The organism is Alloalcanivorax gelatiniphagus (assembly GCF_005938655.1).
In the GTDB taxonomy this organism is placed as follows: domain Bacteria; phylum Pseudomonadota; class Gammaproteobacteria; order Pseudomonadales; family Alcanivoracaceae; genus Alloalcanivorax; species Alloalcanivorax gelatiniphagus.
The window spans coordinates 96002-112452 of record NZ_VCQT01000045.1; the positions used below are offsets into that span (position 1 = coordinate 96002).

At 65.2% G+C, this 16451-nt stretch carries 14 protein-coding genes; 11 read left to right on the plus strand and 3 right to left on the minus strand.

Going from position 1 to position 16451, the window contains the following annotated elements; all coding sequences use genetic code 11:
- The first annotated feature begins 35 nt into the window (after window positions 1–35).
- From FGS76_RS16170 to FGS76_RS16200, 7 genes are all read left to right on the plus strand, one after another.
- Window positions 36–728, plus strand: coding sequence for a YggS family pyridoxal phosphate-dependent enzyme (locus tag FGS76_RS16170; protein WP_377899274.1), 693 nt, complete (start codon window positions 36–38; stop codon window positions 726–728).
- A 23-nt stretch (window positions 729–751) separates the two neighbouring features.
- A complete protein-coding gene (gene proC, locus FGS76_RS16175; RefSeq protein ID WP_138773683.1) occupies window positions 752–1561 on the plus strand; it encodes a pyrroline-5-carboxylate reductase in 810 nt (269 codons plus the stop codon).
- A 385-nt stretch (window positions 1562–1946) separates the two neighbouring features.
- A complete protein-coding gene (locus FGS76_RS16180) occupies window positions 1947–3440 on the plus strand; it encodes a purine-cytosine permease family protein (protein ID WP_138773684.1) in 1494 nt (497 codons plus the stop codon).
- A 13-nt stretch (window positions 3441–3453) separates the two neighbouring features.
- A complete protein-coding gene (locus FGS76_RS16185; protein WP_138773685.1) occupies window positions 3454–5166 on the plus strand; it encodes a nitrilase-related carbon-nitrogen hydrolase in 1713 nt (570 codons plus the stop codon).
- 59 nt (window positions 5167–5225) lie between these two features.
- The gene (locus FGS76_RS16190) at window positions 5226–6371 is read left to right on the plus strand and encodes a transporter substrate-binding domain-containing protein (RefSeq protein WP_205717280.1); all 1146 of its coding nucleotides are present in this window, start codon (window positions 5226–5228) and stop codon (window positions 6369–6371) included.
- 2 nt (window positions 6372–6373) lie between these two features.
- Window positions 6374–6982, plus strand: coding sequence for an ANTAR domain-containing response regulator (locus FGS76_RS16195; protein WP_138773687.1), 609 nt, complete (start codon window positions 6374–6376; stop codon window positions 6980–6982).
- Window positions 6983–7067: 85 nt separating this feature from the next.
- Window positions 7068–7826 (plus strand): IclR family transcriptional regulator, encoded by a 759-nt coding sequence (locus tag FGS76_RS16200; protein ID WP_138773688.1) that lies wholly within the window; start codon window positions 7068–7070, stop codon window positions 7824–7826.
- Window positions 7827–8011: 185 nt separating this feature from the next.
- Here FGS76_RS16200 and FGS76_RS16205 read toward each other — a convergent pair whose 3' ends face one another.
- On the minus strand, window positions 8012–9508 hold the full coding sequence (locus FGS76_RS16205; protein WP_138773689.1) for a CoA-acylating methylmalonate-semialdehyde dehydrogenase: 1497 nt from the start codon (window positions 9506–9508) through the stop codon (window positions 8012–8014).
- Between the two features lie 66 nt (window positions 9509–9574).
- Window positions 9575–10732 (minus strand): iron-containing alcohol dehydrogenase, encoded by a 1158-nt coding sequence (locus tag FGS76_RS16210; protein ID WP_138773690.1) that lies wholly within the window; start codon window positions 10730–10732, stop codon window positions 9575–9577.
- A 245-nt stretch (window positions 10733–10977) separates the two neighbouring features.
- Here FGS76_RS16210 and FGS76_RS16215 point away from each other — a divergent pair, with 245 nt between their 5' ends.
- Window positions 10978–11526 (plus strand): YggT family protein, encoded by a 549-nt coding sequence (locus tag FGS76_RS16215; RefSeq protein WP_138773691.1) that lies wholly within the window; start codon window positions 10978–10980, stop codon window positions 11524–11526.
- A gap of 85 nt (window positions 11527–11611) precedes the next feature.
- Here FGS76_RS16215 and FGS76_RS16220 read toward each other — a convergent pair whose 3' ends face one another.
- On the minus strand, window positions 11612–12490 hold the full coding sequence (locus tag FGS76_RS16220) for a crotonase/enoyl-CoA hydratase family protein (RefSeq protein ID WP_138773692.1): 879 nt from the start codon (window positions 12488–12490) through the stop codon (window positions 11612–11614).
- Between the two features lie 162 nt (window positions 12491–12652).
- Between FGS76_RS16220 and FGS76_RS16225 the strand changes: the two genes are divergently transcribed.
- From FGS76_RS16225 to FGS76_RS16235, 3 genes are all read left to right on the plus strand, one after another.
- Window positions 12653–13525 carry a hypothetical protein gene (locus FGS76_RS16225; protein ID WP_138773693.1) on the plus strand — a complete coding sequence of 291 codons (873 nt, stop codon included), beginning with the start codon at window positions 12653–12655 and terminating at the stop codon, window positions 13523–13525.
- An 82-nt stretch (window positions 13526–13607) separates the two neighbouring features.
- Window positions 13608–15185 (plus strand): carboxypeptidase-like regulatory domain-containing protein, encoded by a 1578-nt coding sequence (locus FGS76_RS16230; RefSeq protein ID WP_138773694.1) that lies wholly within the window; start codon window positions 13608–13610, stop codon window positions 15183–15185.
- Window positions 15186–15288: 103 nt separating this feature from the next.
- Window positions 15289–16395, plus strand: coding sequence for a hypothetical protein (locus tag FGS76_RS16235; RefSeq protein ID WP_240692576.1), 1107 nt, complete (start codon window positions 15289–15291; stop codon window positions 16393–16395).
- Window positions 16396–16451: the final 56 nt, after the last annotated feature.

Genomic DNA, 16451 nt, shown 5'->3' on the forward strand with positions numbered 1-16451 from the left:
TTTCCTAAACTTAACCGCTCCCCGGAAGCCATTCAATGATGCCCGACACCGAGACGCCGCTAACCTCGATTCGCGCACGAATCCAGGCCGCCTGCGCCGCCGCCGGCCGCCCGCCGGAGGCGGTGACGCTGCTGGCGGTGAGCAAGACCCGTGGCGCCGACGAAATCGCCGCCCTGGCGGACCAGGGCCAGCGCCACTTCGGCGAAAACTACCTGCAGGAGGCGCTGGACAAGATGCCGGCCCTGGCCGGCCGGGACCTGATCTGGCATTTCATCGGCCCGCTGCAGTCCAACAAGACCCGCGACGTGGCGGCCCATTTTGACTGGGTCCATTCCGTGGACCGGGCCAAGGTGGCCCGGCGCCTCAACGACCAGCGCCCGGACGCGCTGCCGCCGCTCAACGTCTGCCTGCAGGTCAATGTGGACGACGAGGACAGCAAAAGCGGCGTGCCGCTGGCGGCGGTGCCGGCCCTGGCCGAGCAGTTCCAGGAGTGGCCCCGGCTGCGCCTGCGCGGCCTGATGGCGATTCCCCGGGCCGACGCCGAGGACGGCAACCGGGCCGCTTTCCGGCGGCTCGCCATGACACTGTCACAATTGCGCAATACAATGCCGGCCCTCGACACCCTGTCGATGGGCATGAGCGCGGATTATCCGGTGGCCATCGAAGAGGGTGCCACCCTGGTCCGGATCGGCACCGCCCTGTTCGGACCACGCCCGCCGAAGGCGTGACGGACAAGAGGAATGGCGCAGTTATGGCACAGCAACTGATCGGATTCATCGGGGCCGGCAACATGGCCAACAGCCTGGCCGGCGGCATGATCGCCAAGGGCATCCGCCCGGCGCGCATCTGGATGAGCGACCCATCCCGGGACCGCCTGGACGAGGTGGCCCAGCTGCACCGGGTACATGTCACCGAGGACAACCTGGAAGTGGCCCGCCGGGTGGACGTGCTGGTGCTGGCGGTGAAGCCCCAGGTGATGGGCGACGCCTGCGCGGCCCTGCGTGAGGTGATCGAGGAGCGACAGCCGCTGATCATCTCCATCGCCGCCGGCGTCACCGTGGAGAATCTGCGCCACTGGCTGGGCGACGCGCCCATCGTGCGCTGCATGCCCAACACCCCGGCGCTGGTACAGGCCGGCGCCACCGGCCTGTACGCCGCCGCCGGCGTGAGCGCCGCGCAGAAGGAAATGGCCAGCCAGATCCTGGGCGCCGTGGGCCTCACCTTCTGGTTCGATGAGGAAAAGGAACTGGATGCGGTGACCGCCGTGTCCGGCTCCGGCCCGGCCTACTTCTTCCTGCTGATGGAATCCCTGATCGACGCCGCCGTGTCCCAGGGTCTGCCGCCGGCCACCGCCCGCCAACTGGTACTGCAAACCGCCTGGGGCGCCGCCCAGCTGGCGATCACCAGCGAGGTGGGCCCGGACGTGTTGCGTCAGCGGGTCACCAGCCCCGGCGGCACCACCGCCGCCGCCCTTGGCGTGTTCGAGGAAGCCGGTTTCCGCGAGCAGGTGCAGGCCGCCGTGGCGGCCGCCCGGGAGCGCTCCGAAGAACTGGCCGGCTGAAACACCGGCCGGCGTCGTGGGACCCGGTGACGGTGAGCACGATGGCGGTGCACTGTGTTACCTGATGGTGCGGCGCCGCCCTCAAGGGGTGTACCTTTTCGATTTAGTGGTGCTAGTATCTCCAGCGGTGGCCGCCGTGGTGAAGCGCGCGCGACCCACCGGCACCTTGAATTGTTCGAAAGTGAATTGTTCGAAAATGGATGGTGCGAAAATTGCTTAAGCCTGGTATCGCATCGCTGGCCTCCGTGCCGGCACAGGCAACGAGGTCTGTCGCGGTACTCAACAGAAGGCGCTGAATAACAGCGTCGTTGATAAAGACAATCGAAGGCGAAGAAGCCCCACCGACTCCCGGAGTCGGTGGGGCTTTTTTTTTGGAGAAAAAAATATGGGAAAGCTGAAAGAGTGGTTTCAAGGTCCGCAGGACATCACTGAAGCGGAAGCGGTGGAAGACTACGCCGTCGGCCGCGTGCCCCATCACTATCGATGGCCGATTCCGGCCATCATCCTGGTACTTCTCGGCAACTCCACCGCCATGTTCTGGTTCAGCCTTGGCGCTGATATGACCTATCAGGTGGGCTGGCCGAAGGTCTGGATACCGATTCTCTACATGGTGGTGCTGGCCACGCTGATCGGCGCCGTGATCATGAAACTGGCCAGCAAGGAAGGCCTGTCGCTGAACCTGATGACCCGGGGGCTGGGCTTCGGTTACATGGGCTCGGCGGTGACCTCGCTGATCTACGCGATCAATTTTATTTTCTACTTTTTGTTCGAAGGCACCATCGTTTCCCACGCCATCGCCAATCAGCTGGGCATCGCGGTGGACTCGCCCATGGGCATTGCGATCTTCGCCACCATGGGGCTGGCGGCCATCTGGTTCGTGTGGAAAGGCATGTCGTCCATGCAGTTTCTGCAGACCTGGGGCGTGCCGATCTTCGTGGTGCTGTTCGCGTTCTGCATGTGGCAACTGGCTCAGGATTACACGCCCATCGGCTTCGCCGGCTGGCAACCGAAAGGCGACGGCGGCAGCAACGCCATGTGGATGGTGTTGAACATGGCCAACGGCCAGATCGTGTTCCAGGGCCTGCTGGCCACCGACTACGGGCGTTTCGCCAAGCCCGGCATTACCCACAAAGGCACCGCCACCATCATGCTCGGCATGCTGATTCCCATCGTCGCGGTGATGCTGTTCGGCGCCTACCTGGCCTACACCTTGATACCGCACATCAAGAGCGGTGACGTCTGGAGCCATGCGCTGGACCCGGGCTTCGTATTCCCCATGGTGATCGGCGTGGTCGGGGTGATCTTCACCATCATCACGCAAATCCGCATCAACGTGATGAATCTGTACTCCGGCTCCATCGCGCTCTCCAACACCATGGACATGGCCTTTAACTACCGGCCCGGCCGGCAGTGGTGGATGGTTCTGGTGTGGGCGTTCGGCGTGTTGTTCTATGTGTGCAACATCCTCCAGTACACCGGCACCTTCCTGGCGATCACCGGCATTCTTACCAATACCTGGGTGTTCATCATCCTCACCGATTACTTCGTGTGCCGGAAGATGCTCGGCCTGGCGCCCACCGACTTCGTGGAATACCGCAAGGAGTATCTGCGCCGCTGGAACCCGTCCGGCTCCATCGCGCTGGCGGTGGCGGTAGCGATTGGCGCCGCCGGTATCCTGGGCGCCTATCCGATGGTGTTCGCCTCCTTTATCGCCATGCTGGTGGGCCCGGTGATCCACGTGATCATCAGCGTCGCCACCCGTGGCCGTTTCTACTTCAGCACTTTCCCCGAGGACATGCCGACCCGCTGGCGTCCTTCCCAGCGTTACCAGGGACCGCGCCCGGACGACGCGGCCATGTCCTATTCATCCGCAAAATAACAGGAGCGTTTCCATGACCGCGCAAAGACTGCCGGTGGCGGCGGTTCAGTTCGAACCGACGCTGGCCAAGAAAAGCGAGAACATCGAGAAGTTGCTGGTGCTCACCGAGCAGGCGGCCCGCGACGGCGCCCGCCTGATCGTGCTGCCCGAAATGGCCACCACCGGCTACTGCTGGTACCACCGCGAGGAGGTGGCGCCCCACGTGGAAACGGTGCCCGGCCCCACTACCGAGGCGTTCACGGAACTGGCGGCGCGCCACGATTGCTACATCGTGGTGGGCATGCCGGAGCGGGACCCGGCCACCGACCTGTATTACAACAGCGCCGTGCTGTTGGGCCCGCAAGGCGTGGTCGGCGTGCACCGCAAGACCCACCCCTATATCGCCGAACCGAAATGGGCCGCCAACGGTGACCAGCACGCGGTGTTCGATACCCCCATCGGCCGCATCGGCCTGCTGGTCTGCATGGACATCCACTTCGTGGAAACCGCCCGCCTGATGGCGCTGAACGGCGCCCAGGTGATCTGCCATCTCAGCAACTGGCTGGACGAGCGCACGCCGGCACCGTACTGGCTGACCCGGGCCTGGGAAAACGACTGTGCCCTGATCGAAGGCAACCGCTGGGGTTGGGAGCGTGGCGTGAAATTCAGCGGTGGTAGCTGCGTGGTGGGCGCCGACGGCGCCCTGCTCGGCTACCGTGACGACGGCGACGGCGTGGTGCGTGCCGAGATCGAGCTGCCGGAGCGCAACCGCAGCCTGGAGAAACGTCGCCCGGAGATGTACCACCGGCTGCTCACCAACACCTTCAGCTGGAACCCGAAGGATTTCTTCGGCCTGTATGGCTTCCGTCCGTTGCCGCCGGGCAAGCGCTCGGTGGTGGCCGCCGGCCAGTTCACCCCTGGTGCCAGTCTCAATGGCAACCTGGAAACCCTGCGCGACATGGCGCTGCGGGCCCGGGACGGCGGCGCCGAACTGCTGGTGTTTCCCGAGCGGGCGCTGACCGGGCCCGGTGGCCGGGAAACCGCCATCGAAGCCGGTGATGAGGCATTGAAGGAAGTGCTCGAGATCGCCATCGAGGCCAACCTGAACCTGGTGGTGGGCTGGCTGGAGCGCGACGGCGAGCGCTACTACAACAGCGCCCGCCTGGTGGGCCCGGCCGGGGTGCTGGCCGATTACCGGCAGATTCACATCGCCGAAGCGGACCGCCACTGGCTCAGCGCCGGCGACCGCTGGGTGTTCCACGACCTACCCTGTGGCCGGGTCGGCCTGCTGCTCGGCGAGGACCTGACGGTGCCCGAGGCCGGTCGTGTGCTGAGCCTGGAGGGCTGTGACATCATCGCCGCGCCGGCTTCTTTGCACGGCCCGGTGCCCATGGCCCACGGTGGTTCGCGCATTGCCCAGAACTACCCGATCCCCACCGGCGAGGACCCGCACCACTGGCTGTTGCCCCGCGTGCGGGCCGGCGAGAATAACCTGTGGCTGGTGTTCGCCAACAACGCCGGCGACGGCGCCTTCGGGCTAAGCGGCGTGTACGGGCCGGACACCTTCGCGTTCCCGCGCAGCGAGGTGAAACAGGTGCGTCATCGCGGCGTGGTGATGATGACCATCGACACCGGCGACGATCAGGCGCCCTATCCCACCCATGTGGTGCGCCGCAAGGATCTGGTGCTGATGCGCCAGCCGCATCATTATCAACCCCTGGTGGAGAGGGATACCACGCAGGAGTAATCAGGACCGGGGCGGCGCAGGCCGCCCTTTTAGCTACAACCATGGCTTCGGAGCGCCAGATGGAAAGCGGTAAACCGGTGATTCCGGTTGGAATTCTGTATTCCGTGTCCGGTGAGTACGGTGTTATCGGACGGGAAATGCTGAACGGCATCATGATGTCCATTGAGCAGATCAACGCCAGCGCCGAATTTGATTTCACCCTGGCGCCCATCGTGCGTGATCCCGGTGGCGTTCTCGACCGCTATCACGACCACTGCCACGATCTGCTGTACCGGCACGGCGTCAAACACATCGTCGGCTGTTACACCTCGGCATCGCGCAAGGTGATCCTGCCGCTGATCGAAGGCGCCAACGCCCTGTTGTGGCATTCCGCCCGCTACGAGGGGTTTGAAAGCAGTAACAACGTGATCTATCTGGGCGCGGCCCCCAATCAACATGTGTTGCCGATGCTGGCCTGGCTGCTGCGCCAGCACCCCGGCGACATCTACCACGTGGGCTCCAATTACGTCTGGTCCTGGGAGATCGACCGCATCACCGGGGAGGCACTGGCCGCCACCGGTCACCGGCTCACCGCCAGCCGGTTGGTGAACCTGGGCGACACGGCGGTGGAAGGCATCATCCGCGACATCGCCGAACGGCGGCCCAAGGTGGTGCTGGTAACGCTGGTGGGCCAGTCCGCCTACCGCTTCTATCACGCCTGGCGGGAGGCCGCCGAGGACGACCCCTATCTGGCGTCGGACACCGCCATCAAGCTGAGCCTGACCCTGTGCGAGGCGGAGGTGAGCCTGGTGGGCAAGGCGGCGCTGGAAGGGTATCTGGTGTCCTCGGCCTGGTTCCAGACCGTACACAACGACGCCAACCAGCGTTTTCTGGAGCAGTACCGCACCCGCTTTGGCGACGCCGGCTCACCGTCGGTGGATTCGGTGGCGGCCTGGACCGCCGGCCAGTTCCTGGCCCGTGCCGTTCAGCGTTGCGGCGGCGAGCAGGTGGAAGCGGTGCGCGCGGCGCTCTGGTGTGACGAGCTGGACAGCCCGGCGGGCCGGGTGCGCATCGACCCGGACAATAACCACGCCTGGCTGACGCCGCACCTGGCCCGCTGCCATGACGGTCGCCTGGAAGTGTTCTGGGAAGGCGATCAACCGATCAAACCGGACCCCTGGTTGACCTGGGTGGATCTGGACGCCCTTGGCCCGGGGGCCAGCTAGTCATGTCCCGGCCACGTATACGGGTGCGCGGGCTGCGGCTGCTGGTGATCGCCTGTGACGACCGTGATGCCGACCATTTGCAACAGCAATTCCGGCGTCTTGGCGTGGAGGCCTGCTTCCTGCCGGACCTGCCCGGCGAGGAGGCCTTCGAGCACGCCGACATGGTGTTGTTCGACGGCGACAGCCCGGTGCTCAGCCACCCGGACCGGGAACTGACCTGGCCGGCGTTGCCGCGTATCGTTCTGACCGGGGTGGAGGCGCCCTCCCGTTTGCAATGGATTATCCGTCAGGCACCGTCGGCTTATTTGCGCAAACCGGTGCGCTTCGATGGGGTGATGACGGCGCTGACCCTGGCCCGGGCCGCCGCCGACCAGCAACAGGCTATGCAGGCGCGCGTCGAACGCCTGGAGGAGCGGCTGCGTATTCGCCGTTTTCTGTTTTCCGCCCAGTTGATGCTGATGAAGGAATTCGACCTGGGCGAGGACGACGCCTACGCCCTGCTGCGCTCCCTGGCCATGCGCCAGCAGAAAACCGTGGAGCACTTCAGCCTCGATCTGTTGGCCCGCCCGGAGGGCTATCTGCGCCTGGCCAAGGATCTGCTCGCCGGCTAGCAGCACGGCGCTTGCCGGCGTGCCATTGCAGCCCGGTTTCGGTATCCTTCGGCTTTGCTTTTCGACGCGCGGAAGGGTCACGCCCATGGCGGTGAACAGACGAGAAAAAGGCTCCTCGATCACCCGGGTACTGGGCATTATCGAGCGGGTCTCCCGGGAACAGCGGCCGATCTCGCCGGCGGATCTCTCCCACCTGCTCGACATTCCCAAACCCAGCGTCCACCGGCTGCTGCAGCAGCTGGAAAAAGAAGACTTCCTGCGCATGGACAGCCGTGGCCTGTGGATTCCCGGCCCGCGTCTTTACCGGATCGCCCTGGACGTGTTCCAAAGCGATGGCTACCGGTTGGAGCGGGAAGCGATTCTCAACAAGCTGGCGGCGCGCATCGGCGAAACCTGTTCCATCGCCATCCCCATGAACCTGGAAATGATGTACTCGGACCGGGCCCAGGCCAACTGGCCGCTGCACATTCATTTGCCGGTGGGCACGCGCACGCCGGTATGGTGCACCGCCAGCGGCAAGCTGTATCTGGCGCTGCTGCCCGAGGACCGGCGCCGGGCGGTGGTGGCCAGCCTGCCGCTGACTCGCATGGCCCGCAACACCTTCACCGACCAGGCCGGTTTTCTCGACGAACTGGCGGCCATCGCCGAACGGGAAGAAAGCGAGGACAACGAGGAATTTATCGACGGCATGGTGGCGGTGGCGGTACCGATCCGCGACCCGGACGGTCAGCCGTTCGCCTTTCTCAATGTGCACGCGCCGGTGATCCGCACCGACCTGGCCGCCCTGCGCGGCTTCCTGCCGCTGATGCGCGAAGCCGCCGCCGCCCTGGGTGCTATTCAATAAAGCCTTCAATTCAATGTAGGAGCGGCCGGCGGCGTTATGCTATCGCGACTGAAGTCGCTCCTACACCGGCTCCGTAGGTTGGTTTTCCGTAGGAGCGACTTCAGTCGCGATCAACGGGGCGACATAAAAAAACGGCCCCGGTGTTCACCGGAGCCGACAGAGGCAAGGCAGGTTCAAACCAGGTTTTATTTCATGGTCGGCATGGAGAACTCGGCGTTCTCACGCACCGCCGAGGACGGCCAGCGCTGGGTCACGGTTTTGCGCTTGGTGTAGAAGCGCACGCCGTCCGGGCCGTAGGCGTGCAGATCACCGAACAGGGAACGCTTCCAGCCACCGAAGCTGTGGTAGGCCACCGGCACCGGCAGCGGGATGTTGATGCCCACCATGCCCACCTGAATGCCGTCGCTGAAATAGCGCGCCGCTTCACCGTCGCGGGTGTAGATGCAGGTGCCGTTGCCATACTCGTGGTCGTTGATCAGCTTCATCGCTTCTTCCATGGAACCGGCGCGCACGACCTGCAGCACCGGGCCAAAGATTTCCGCCTTGTAGCTGTCCATCTCCGCGGTGACGCCGTCGATCAGGGTGGCGCCGACGAAGAAGCCCTGCTCATAACCCGGCACGGTCAGATGGCGGCCATCCACCACCACGCGAGCGCCCTGGTCCTCGGCGCTGTCGATGTGGCCGATCACCCGGGCCTGATGTTCGCGGGTGATGGTCGGGCCGAAGTCGTTGCTTTGCTCTTCGTAGATGCCCACTTTCAGGCTGCCCATGGCGTCCTTGAGTTTTTCCACCAGCTGGTCGGCGACCTGGTCGCCCACCGCCACCGCCACGGACAGCGCCATGCAGCGTTCACCGCAGGAGCCGAAGGCGGCGCCCAGCAGGGAGTTGACCACGTTGTCCATGTCCGCGTCGGGCATCACGATGGCGTGGTTCTTGGCACCGCCCAGAGCCTGGCAGCGTTTGCCGTTGGCACTGGCGGTGGCGTAGATGTACTCGGCGATGGGGGTGGAACCGACAAAGCTCACCGCTTTTACACGGGAATCGTTGAGCAGGGTGTCCACCGCTTCCTTGTCGCCGTTGACCACGTTGAACACGCCGTCCGGCAGGCCGGCTTCCTTGAGCAACGCGGCCATCAGCATGGAGGCGCTGGGGTCGCGCTCCGAGGGCTTGAGCACGAAGGTGTTGCCGCACACCAGCGCCATCGGGAACATCCACAGCGGCACCATGGCCGGGAAGTTGAACGGCGTGATGCCGGCCACCACGCCCAGGGGCTGGAACTCGCTCCAGGAATCGATGCCCGGGCCCACGTCCTTGGAGTACTCCCCTTTCAGCAGTTCCGGGGCGCCGCAGGCGTATTCCACGTTCTCGATGCCTCGCTGCAGTTCGCCGGCGGCGTCATGCAGAATCTTGCCGTGTTCGGAACCGATGGCCCGGCACACCGCATCGGAGTTCTGCTCCAGCAGTTCCTTGAAGCGGAACATGATGCGCGCGCGCTTCATGGGCGGGGTGGCGCGCCAGGCCGGGAACGCTTGCTCAGCGGCGGCGACCGCCTCTTCGACGGTGCTCTTGGCGGCCAGCGCCACCTGGCTGCTGACTTCGCCGGTGGCCGGATTGAAAACGTCCTGGGTACGGCCGCTGTCTTCGCGCTCGGCGCCGTTGATGAAATGGCCAATCACTTTCATGGAGATACCTCGAATCGGTTCTGTTGAATCAAAGCGTGTTGAATCAGGGTGTGTTGAATCGCGGGCTCAGGCCCACAGACTTTCGTAAAGGGTGACGATCTCGGCGGCGTCGGGGACGCGCGGGTTGTTGCCCGGCGACCCGGAGGCCAGGGCCTGCTCGGCCATGGTGTGGCGCACCTCGAAGAAGTGATCACGGTCGATGCCGAAATCCGCCGGCGTGGGCACCTGCAGTTCCTGGTTGATGGAGACCAGCGCCTCCAGCAGCTTGCGGTTGGCGTCGTCGTCGCCGTCGGTGGCGGCGGCGAAGCCCAGGGCCCGGGCGCAGTCGGCATAGCGCGGGCCGGCGCTGGGGATCGAGTACTCGGTGACGGCCGGCAGCAACATGGCGTTGGAAAGGCCGTGGGGCACATGGAAGAAGGCGCCGATGGGGCGGCTCATGCCGTGCACCAGGGCCACCGACGAATTGCAGAAGGCGACGCCGGCCAGGGTGGCGCCCAGCATCATGCCTTCGCGGGCCTCACGGTCCTGGCCGTCGTGGTAGGCGCGCCGCAGGTTGGGGCCGATCAGGCGCATGGCGGCCAGCGCCTGCTGGTCGCTGTAGGGGTTGGCCTTGCGGCTGACGTAGGCCTCCATGGCATGGGTCATGGCGTCGATGCCGGTGTCGGCGGTGGTGCGCGCCGGCAGCGACAGGGTCAGCTCGAAATCCACCAGGGCGGCCACCGGCATGAAGCTGGCGCCCACGCACAGCAGTTTTTCGTCGCTGTGGTCGTCGGCGATGATGGTGAAACGGGTGGCCTCGGAGCCGGTGCCGGCGGTGGTCGGCACGGCGATGATCGGCAGCGCCGGCTCATTGACCTGCCGGGGGAACGCATAGTCGCGGATGTCGCCGCCATGGCGGCCCATCACGGCGATGGCCTTGGCACTGTCGATGGGGCTGCCGCCGCCCAGGGCGATGATGGCGTCGTAGTCGCCCTGCCGGACTCGCTCCACGCCGGCGGTGATCGACGAGGCGGTGGGCTCGGGCACGGTATCGGCGAACACCTCCACCTGGATATCCAGGGGCTTCAGCACGTCGCGCACGCGGTCCACATAGCCCAGCTCCACCATCATCCGGTCGGTGACGATCAGCGGGCGACGGCTTTGCAGGGTGGTCAGCACCTCGGGCAGGCGGGCCAGGGTGCCGGCGCCAATTTCCAGGATGCGGGGAAGAAGGATCGAGGCCATGGGTGGTTCTCCTTATCGCGCCGCCGGACCAGGGTGAAGAAGGTGCCGAAGCGGCGATGGGCCATCAGGTTTATTTTTTGATCATATATAACGATACGATACGTATCATTATTTGATAGAGGTTAAATGTCAACCGATGGCTGGCCGGGGCCGGGGGCGGCGGAAATCGGCGCGCTGCTCTCCGGTTTGAATTCGCCGCGCTTTACCCCAATACTCTGTCGCCAAACGGACAGTCTGGAGTCACCATGAACCCTCAGGGTGCCGCGGTTTTCCTGATCGATTTCGCGTTCAGCATCTATATCTTCATCGTGCTGACCCGCTTCGTGCTGCAGCTGGCGCGGGCGGACTTCTACAACCCGATTTCCCAGTTCGTGCTGCGCGCCACCAATCCGCTGCTGGCACCGCTGCGGCGCATCATTCCGGGCTATCGGGGGCTGGACATCGCGTCCCTGGTGCTGGTGGTGCTGCTGATTATCGTCAAGGCGCTGATGCTGATGACGCTGCAAACCGGTGGCATTCCGTCGGGCATCGGCCCGGCGTTGCTGGTCTACACGTTGCGGGAGCTGGCCACCCTGCTGCTCAACTACATCTTCTGGGCGGTGCTGATCCGGGTGATTCTGAGCTGGGTGGCGCCGGACCCGTCCAACCCGGTGGTGCGGGTGGTGATCCAGATCACCGAGCCGATCATGGCGCCGTGCCGGCGGCTGTTGCCGGCCATGGGCGGGCTCGATCTGAGCCCGCTGATCGTGTTGCTGGGCGTGCAGCTGCTGAAGATTCTGTTTCAGTTGCACTGATCGCCGGATCGCGGCTGAAGCCGCTCCTACAGAGCATTCGTTGTAGGAGCGGCTTTAGCCGCGATCCGCTTCAGCCGCGATCCGCCTATTCGAACGGCGGCTCCCCCTGCCAATCGAAGAACTCCGGCAGATCCCTGGACACCTTGTCTGGGAACACCGCCGGGCGCTTCTCCAGAAACGACATCACCCCTTCCTTCACATCCTCGGAGCCACCCCGGGACTTCATCGCCTTGCTGTCCAGCTTGTGGGCTTCCATGGGGTGCTCGGCGCCGGCCATGCGCCAGATCATCTGGCGGATCACCGCCACCGATACCGGCGCGCTCTGTTCCACCATTTCCTTGGCCAGGGCCACCGCCGCCGGGTACAGCTCGTCGGCTTTGTGCAGTGAGCGCACCAGGCCCCGCTCCTTGGCTTCGGCGGCGCTGAACACGCGTCCGGTGAAGCACCATTCCAGGGCCGAGGAGATGCCCACCACCCGGCTCAGGAACCAGGACGAGGCGGCCTCGTTGACGATGCCCCGGCGTGAGAACACGAAGCCGAACTTGGCGTCCTCGGAGGCCATGCGCACGTCCATGGGCAGCTGCATGGTGATGCCCACGCCCACGGCGGCGCCGTTCACCGCGCCGATCACCGGCTTCAGGCTGCGGTAGATGCGCATCGCCACCTGGCCACCGCCGTCCCGGTGGGCGTCGTTCGGGTTGGCGCCTTCGCCGCCGCGCTTCTTGTAGTCAAAGGTGTCGCCGCCGGAGGACAGGTCGGCGCCGGCGCAGAAGGCGCGGCCCTTGCCGGTGACGATCACGGCGCGCACTTCGTCGTGCTGGTCGGTGAAGTCGAAGGCGGCGAGCAGCTCGTCCTTCATCTCCCGGTTGAAGGCGTTCATCTTCTCCGGGCGGTTCAGAAAAAGAGTGGCGATGCCGTCGTCATCGACGGTCAGCTCCAGGGTGTTGAAGGCGGGAATGTCCATGCTGGGTCCTCGATACAAGCGTGATCGACCATCATTGGTCAGCCTTGGGGCCCCCGCAACCGCCAGTTACGACACTGGAGCGGCGGTTTCGGTCATGCCCGCCCCTGGGCGCGACGGGCCGGCGGCGGTAGGCTTGCGTCTTTGAAATTCGTTGGGAGAGCCGTGTTGAACCCTGGGAGCAAACCGGAAGGCGTCTGGCGGGCGCCGCAGACCTACCCTTTCCAACTGCCGCTGATGACGCTTTACAGCCACCTGGACACCGAGCGCCACGTCAACAACGTGGCGGTGCACAGCTTTCATCTGGAGGCGCGCACCCGCTTTCTGATGGAGCGCCTGGAGCGCCCGGTGTGGTACTCCGATGACCTGCTGTTGCGGCCGCGCCGCACGCTCACTCAGTTTCTCGGTGAAACCCACTACCCGCACCCGGTCACCGCCGGCGTGGTGGCGTTGCACGCCGACCAGCAGGGCGCCCATCTGCGCACCGCCCTGTTTCAGCACGACCAGTGCGTGGGGGTGCAGGACTGTTTGCTGGGGGCCTGGGGAGGCGATGGCTGGGTGTCCCTGCCGGAGCCGGTGCGGGCGGCGCTGGCCGGCGACCAGCCGGCGGCGGAGTGGCCGCCGGAGCTGCCCCTGGATGCCTGGGCGTTCGCCGGTTACCCGCAGCGGGTGCCACTGGTGTCGCGCTATGCGGACCTGGACCCGGACCGGGTGCTCTCGGAACTGGCGGTGGCCCGTTACGCGGAGCAGGGCAGGGCCGGTTCCCTGTCCGAGCTGCGCAAGCCGGGCCTGGGGCTGCTGGTGGCACGCATCGACCTGCGTATTGACCGCTGGGACCGGGGCATGGGCGAGGTGGCGCTGGCTACCGGCCTGTCGCGCATCGGTAACACCTCCTTCGTGCTGCGCGGTGGCATCACCGTGGACGGCGCCGCCACCGCCACCGCGGAAAGCGTGCTGGTACTGATCGACCGCGACAGCCACCGCCCCACCCCGGTGACCCCCTACGTGGAGGCCATGCAGGCCATTAGCATCGACTGAGCCCCCCTATTCGCGGGGGGTTCCGCTCGCCGGCGCTGCTCTAGGATGTGACGAAATAAAATCCAGCCCATGGAGAATCGTCATGTCCGCTCTTTCCACTTTTCGGCTCGTGCCGCTGGCCGGCCTGTTCGGCACGGTGTTGCTGGTCGCCGCCTGCGGCGGCGACAGCGACGAGCATAACTCCACCGGCGGCGGTGGGGGTGGCGGGCCGGAGGCCACCAACCTGAGCGGTTCGGTGGCGGTGGGCGCGCCGGTCAACGGCGCCACCGTGCAGGTCACCTGCCGGTCCGGCAATGGCGTGGCCGCGGTGACCAGTGCCGCCAACGGTGGCTATACGGTGCGCATTCCCAGTGCCGATTTTCCCTGTATTCTGCGGGTGTCCGGCGGCGACCTGCCCGCCGGCATCACCGCGCTGCACTCCTTCGCGCCCTCCGCGTCCCAGTCCACCGTCAATGTGACGCCACTCACCGATCTGGCGATGGCGTTGGCGGTGACCGGCCAGGACGGCAGAAGCCTGGCCGACTGGTTCCAGGATCCGGCCAACTGGGACGCGGTGGGCGCCGCCCTGAGCGCCGCCGCCGGTGCATTGCGCGCTGACCTGGCCGACGCCGGCTATTCGCTGCCATCTTCCTGGCCGGGTTCCAATCCGATGGCGCCGTTCTTCCAGGCGTTTACCCCCAGCACCACGCCGGCGGCGGATACCCTGGACCGGCTGCTGGAAGACCTGCAGGCGGCCATCGAGGCCGCCGCCAGCGATTACGCCACGGTGCTGGCGAATGTGATCGGCGGCGGCACTCCGCCGGACGCGGTGGAGCCGGACCGCACCGATCCGCCGACCCCGCGGGGCGCCGTTGGCGCGGCGGACCTGGGCGATAACGACAACCCGGAGCAGGCGGAATATTTGGCGGTGATTTCCGCCACCTGGCCGGTGGCCATCTATGACGTGCCCGCCGCCCATCCGGAGTGGTACGGCGAAGGTTCCCTGACCATCGGCGGCACCACCGACAACTGGACCGTCACGCTCTTGGGCGGCGACGGCGGCACCATCGTCAGCCAGTCCGCTTCCGGCGCCTTCACCGGAGCGCTGACGCCCTTCTCGACCATGGATTTTGGCTTCGGGCCCATCTACATGCCCGGTCAGGTGTTTATCAACAAGGGCACCGCCATCGCCGATTTCGTGAACATGTTTTTGGAGTGGGATACGGGCCTGATCGAAGGCAGCGCCGGTGGCAACGCTGAAGTGAAATTCCGCAACAGCTTGCTGGCCTACGGCGCCGACGTGCCGGACCTGTTCGCCGATCTCGCCGGCACCTGGAGCAGCACTTTGTCGGTGTACTGCGAGGGCCCCTACGGTCCGTCCACTACCGTCACCAATACCATGACGATCACCGAGCAGGGTCACTTCACGCTGGAAGGCCAGACCCAGCTTTGCGGCGGCGTTTTTCCCCAGGAAATGGGATGGGGCGGTAACGATGACTTCCTGATCCCGGGTCCGGAAGAAAGCGATGGGGCCTTCCTGATGCACGTGGATGCGGAGGACTTTCTCAATGTCAGCGCGGGCAAGGTTCAAATCCGCTTCAACGAAGATATGACGGTTCAGGGCCTGAGTGGCTGGGTGGGTGACGAACTGTTTGAGATGAGAAACGCCACCAAGCAGTAACCACCGATGGACCGAACGCGCGGGAAGTCTTCCCGCGCGTGTTGCCGAAAAACCAATGGGGAAAATCATGAAAAAAATGTTGGGGAACAAGGTTGTTCCGGTTATGACTCTGATCGCGCTGGTCTCCGGCTGTGCCGTTTCCGGCGGCACGCCGGCGCCCACCTACAACGCCAACGGCAGCGCCGCCGGCCAGGCCAATAGCTTTATCGACGCGGCCAACGAAAAACACATGAAAGGCGTGAACAAAGTGGGCGTGTTGTCCTGCAACGTCATGTTCGGCATGACCAGCGCCGCGTCCGCGTCCACCAGCGGTGGCTTCCGGGCGGGGGCCGACCGGGCCACCGGCACCATCAGCCGCTCGGATGTGAAAGTCACCGTGACCTACACCGTCGACGGCGTACAAGAGAGCGAGCTGCAGCGCATCGCCGACCAGGCCTGCGCGGACGCGGAACAGCAACTGGCCGATGCCGGCTTCCAGGTGGTGCCGCTGTCCACGCTGAAAGCCAATGGGAATTATCAGGCGATTCAGAAAGGGGGCCGCTCCAGTCCCTTTGAATACAAGGAAAAGCGGAGCGGCACCCGTTACCTGGTACTGGCCCGAAGCGGCGACACCGTTACGGATACACGCTACACCGGCGCCGCCCAGGGCTTCGCGCAATCCTTCAAGGCGGTGACCGGGGATGGCACCGCGCAGCTGGAAAGCCAGCTGATCAAGGACCTGGGCATGACCGGAGTGAACATCAACCTGCTGGTGGATTTCGCCTCCCTGGAATCCGACGGCCACAAAACCTTCGCCGGGCTGGCCAATAAAAACTCGGCCAAGGTGAAAGCGGATATCCAACTGGCGGTCAGCGGTGACCTGCGCTTCCAACCCATCGGCGAGCAAAAATGCTGGAAGGAATACGGCAAGGAAAAATGCATGATCAAGAGCAACCACCAGCCGGTGTTCGCCACCCGCCAGGCGGTCTCCAGCGACAAACGCTTCTACAGAAGCATCGAGGACGCCACCACCACCGGTGACAAGATCACCTCCGGTTTGACCAAGGCGGTGGGCATGCTCAGCGCCCTGAGTGGCACCTCAAGCAAGGTGGCCCGCGATATCACCCGCTACCAGGTGAACGTGATTCCCGAAGTGTACGATGCCGAAGCCGTGACCCTGTCCCGGGGGCTTTCCGGCATGGCCGCCGCCAAGGCCGCATCGTCCCGGTAACCCCCTTATTCACGGGGTGCCGGGTGCGTTGCCCGGCTCCTATGCTGAATGAATGG